General features: G+C 61.7%; 5 protein-coding genes and 1 pseudogene. All 6 read left to right on the top strand.

From position 1 onward, the window contains the following. The first annotated feature begins 168 nt into the window (after positions 1-168). The 6 genes and pseudogenes from ACGF1Z_RS35560 to ACGF1Z_RS35535 all read left to right on the top strand — a co-directional run bounded on the left by ACGF1Z_RS35560 (position 169) and on the right by ACGF1Z_RS35535 (position 2756). A complete protein-coding gene (locus tag ACGF1Z_RS35560) occupies positions 169-846 on the top strand; it encodes a DNA/RNA non-specific endonuclease (protein ID WP_393010781.1) in 678 nt (225 codons plus the stop codon). Between the two features lie 17 nt (positions 847-863). After that, on the top strand, positions 864-1361 hold the full coding sequence (locus tag ACGF1Z_RS35555; RefSeq protein WP_393010779.1) for a hypothetical protein: 498 nt from the start codon (positions 864-866) through the stop codon (positions 1359-1361). Positions 1362-1431: 70 nt separating this feature from the next. Then, positions 1432-1581: pseudogene (locus ACGF1Z_RS35550) on the top strand (phage tail protein); the annotation flags it as partial. A 131-nt stretch (positions 1582-1712) separates the two neighbouring features. Continuing rightward, entirely contained in the window at positions 1713-1874 is a 162-nt protein-coding gene (locus ACGF1Z_RS35545) for a hypothetical protein (protein WP_393010783.1), read from the top strand. A 25-nt stretch (positions 1875-1899) separates the two neighbouring features. Continuing rightward, a complete protein-coding gene (locus ACGF1Z_RS35540) occupies positions 1900-2169 on the top strand; it encodes a hypothetical protein (RefSeq protein WP_393010778.1) in 270 nt (89 codons plus the stop codon). Between the two features lie 194 nt (positions 2170-2363). Beyond that, positions 2364-2756 (top strand): hypothetical protein, encoded by a 393-nt coding sequence (locus ACGF1Z_RS35535; protein ID WP_393010776.1) that lies wholly within the window; start codon positions 2364-2366, stop codon positions 2754-2756. The last annotated feature ends 104 nt before the right edge of the window (positions 2757-2860 follow it).

The raw sequence follows: 2860 nt of genomic DNA, 5'->3' as shown, positions 1-2860 counted from the left end.
TCAAGCCGGGCCCACTGGCCGTTCGTTAGATCACCACGTCCCACGACATGCGATCATCAACGAGCAAGATCCACTTTCGCAACAGGCCCTAGGCCTACGGAACCGAAGAACCCGAGCAGCGGAAGGAACCCCAAGCCTGCTGCGAGCCGGCCCAAGCCGAAGCCTCAGGTGGATGTCGCAAGGATTCGACAGCAGTCCTTGCAGAACGCTCAGCACTTTGGAGCGGCGATCGACCAGGCCATAGTGGAAGCGAGTGCTCCGATCGTCCCAAATGAGGTTCAGGACGCAATTGATGCCTCGGTCGCTCAGGTGCAGGTCGATCTTGCTGCAGCAACTCAGGGAGGTGGAGGCGGAAACGGCGGCCGCAGAACGGGTGACCGGTGCGACACCGGCGCCGCATTCTATGGGGGGAACAAGGTCTATCTCCCACGGAAGGAACATGCCGGTGCGTGTGTCGCGACAGGTGCATTTGCAGCCCTGACAAATGCCCATTACACGGCACCCCCCAGGCCGGCCCTGAAGTTCGCGCTTCCCGGGTTGACAGATCTACCGGCGGATAACCGGGCGCGTGGCCACCTCATTGGATACGCGATGGGTGGGTCAAACAAGGACACTCGGAACTTCGTCCCGATGTATCAGACGGCAAATCGGGCAATGTATGACCACGCTGAGGATCATGTGGTCCAGTCGATAGAGAAGGGGGGTACGCAATTTGTCCAGGTGAGGCCTGTGTATGGAAATAGGAACTCGGTGATACCCACCAAGGTGGAGTTCATTTCATGGGGTACGGTGGATGTCAGGTGCGAGTTTGACAATAATGCTGCCGCGACGTATAAGTGCTGGTAGCTGAGAGGAGAACTGAAATGGCAGTGGCGGACACTTCAGTCCTGTTCGGCATCCTTGGTCCGGGCCCCTGGTTGAATGGATTGGACCTCGGCGGGATTGAGGAGGCGTGGGGCTTCACGCTTCCGGACGAGGTAAAGCAAATCTCTGCCCTCTATGGAGACACGCTTATCGATGAATTCCTGTTCATCTACGGCCCGAGCACCATGGAAGAGAAGGGTAGGTGGATGAGTCGATATGTCCAGGAAGGTAATTCCCGACTGATTGTCGACCCGGTTCTGCCTCATTCAGGAGGAATGCTTTACTGGGGACACACGGTCGAGGGTGATCAGCTCTTCCTGGTGCCGCAGGACGATAAGACCACATGGACCGTCTCTGCATTCCGTCGAAGTTGGGGTGACTGGCATTCGACCAACCTCGATCTCATCTCATGGCTCGAAGGTGTCTTCAGGGGCGAGATTGAGACGGACTGGTTGCCGGAGTGGCCTGAGCGGCATACATTCGAGCGGCTCCGCTAATCTCCGTTCCTGCGCCGCGGCTGTCCACCGGCTAAATGGTGCGCCCAGCCGGGTTCTGGATTCCGGTGCGATGGAATCCACCTCGCTCGTGAAGAAGGACATCGACACGGCTCGGCAGAACGTCACGATCGTCCAGTACGACGTCGACCAGCAGCCGGTGCTGCGATACCACCTCACCAATGCGTGGGCGTCGCAGTTGACGGGCCAGGATCTTGAGACCAGCTCCAACCCTGCGAACGAGCAGTTTCCAAGTCACCCGCTTTCCGGTACCGCGATGTGGGGACGGTCGGCACCGCGGTTCTTGACAGAGACAGAGGAGTCTCGAATCTCGGCCTCAGGGGTCGGAGCTTGGTGGCTCTTCGCGAGCGCTCGGCCAGTGTCGCGGCGCCCTCGCCGAAGTCGTTCCAGTTCGGCGAGGACGTCGGCGGGGATTTCGGCGCCGAGGTCGAGCGCGAGGTCGGCGAGGCACACGGGCAGGCGCGCTCCTCGAACCAGTCGACGCAGGTGACGTAGCTGTGCCAGTCCGTGAAGCCGCAGCGTGCGGCACCACGATCGATGGATCACCGTCGTCGCCGCGTCGGGAGCTCCCGAGCAGCGCGCCGTCGGTGTCCAGCGACTGCTGGACACCATCCTCATAGAGCAGCAGCGCCGTACGGCACTTGACCCGAAGCAGCAGCGTGCCGAAGACATCGCCCGCAGCCACATCCAGGCCCTCGCTGCCGCACAGACGAACCAGACGATCGCTCACCGAGAAGGCCCTCACATCAGCGGACCACAGCAGGCCTGCCCCAGTCTGGGCGGCCTCTGACAGAGATACTGCGGTCAGCCGGACCCGGTCCGGCACTGGGAGTCGTCCGGGGTGGCGGTGCCGGCGTGGGCGCGCCGGCAACAGCGGGGCGTTCCGGTCTCAGAGATCGTCGGGGACAAGGTTCACGTTCACGAGGCTGGAGCTTGCCAGAGAACCCGGTTGAGCAAGCCGAGCCGGATCGACATACTCCCCGGATGACCAGCACCGGGGACAAAACCACTGAGCAGGGTTGGGATGAACCCTGGTACCGCGTCCGCACAGATCGGTTCGAGGCGTCATTCCTGCCCAGCGCCGGCGAGGATCTAGACGCCGTCTGCAACGTCGACGTAGAGGTGAGGCTGACAGCGGACGGCTCCCGCTGGAGCGCGACCGTGTTCACGCTCGCCGAGGTCGAGCGCCTGATGAAGAGGTGGTCCCAAACAGGCGAGGAGTTGGGCGGCCGCTACTTCTGGTGTTCTGACGGACTGATAGTCCGGGACGCTGGCATCGACAACATAACCCAGGTACTCGCTGGCCTGCTCGACGCCGGTGACTTCACGCAGGTTCTTCAGCGACTCGATGACGAAGAGCCCGCGCCCCCATTCTGAAACGATCAGTTAAAGAGCGTTTTGTCCCGGCAGGGGTGCTTCATTGCAGTTCAGCTGGCGGACCGGTTCGGGACGGCTGAGGCAGTGGACGTCTGTTGTGGCAG

It is taken from the genome of Streptomyces sp. NPDC048018 (assembly GCF_043202995.1).
Lineage (GTDB): Bacteria > Actinomycetota > Actinomycetes > Streptomycetales > Streptomycetaceae > Streptomyces.
This window is presented reverse-complemented; position numbering and strand designations above follow the sequence as displayed.

Bases quoted from the DNA above. Each gene is read 5' to 3' on its own strand.
- ACGF1Z_RS35555 (WP_393010779.1), top strand. From the start codon at position 864: ATGGCAGTGGCGGACACTTCAGTCCTGTTCGGCATCCTTGGTCCGGGC.
- ACGF1Z_RS35535 (WP_393010776.1), top strand. From the start codon at position 2,364: ATGACCAGCACCGGGGACAAAACCACTGAGCAGGGTTGGGATGAACCC.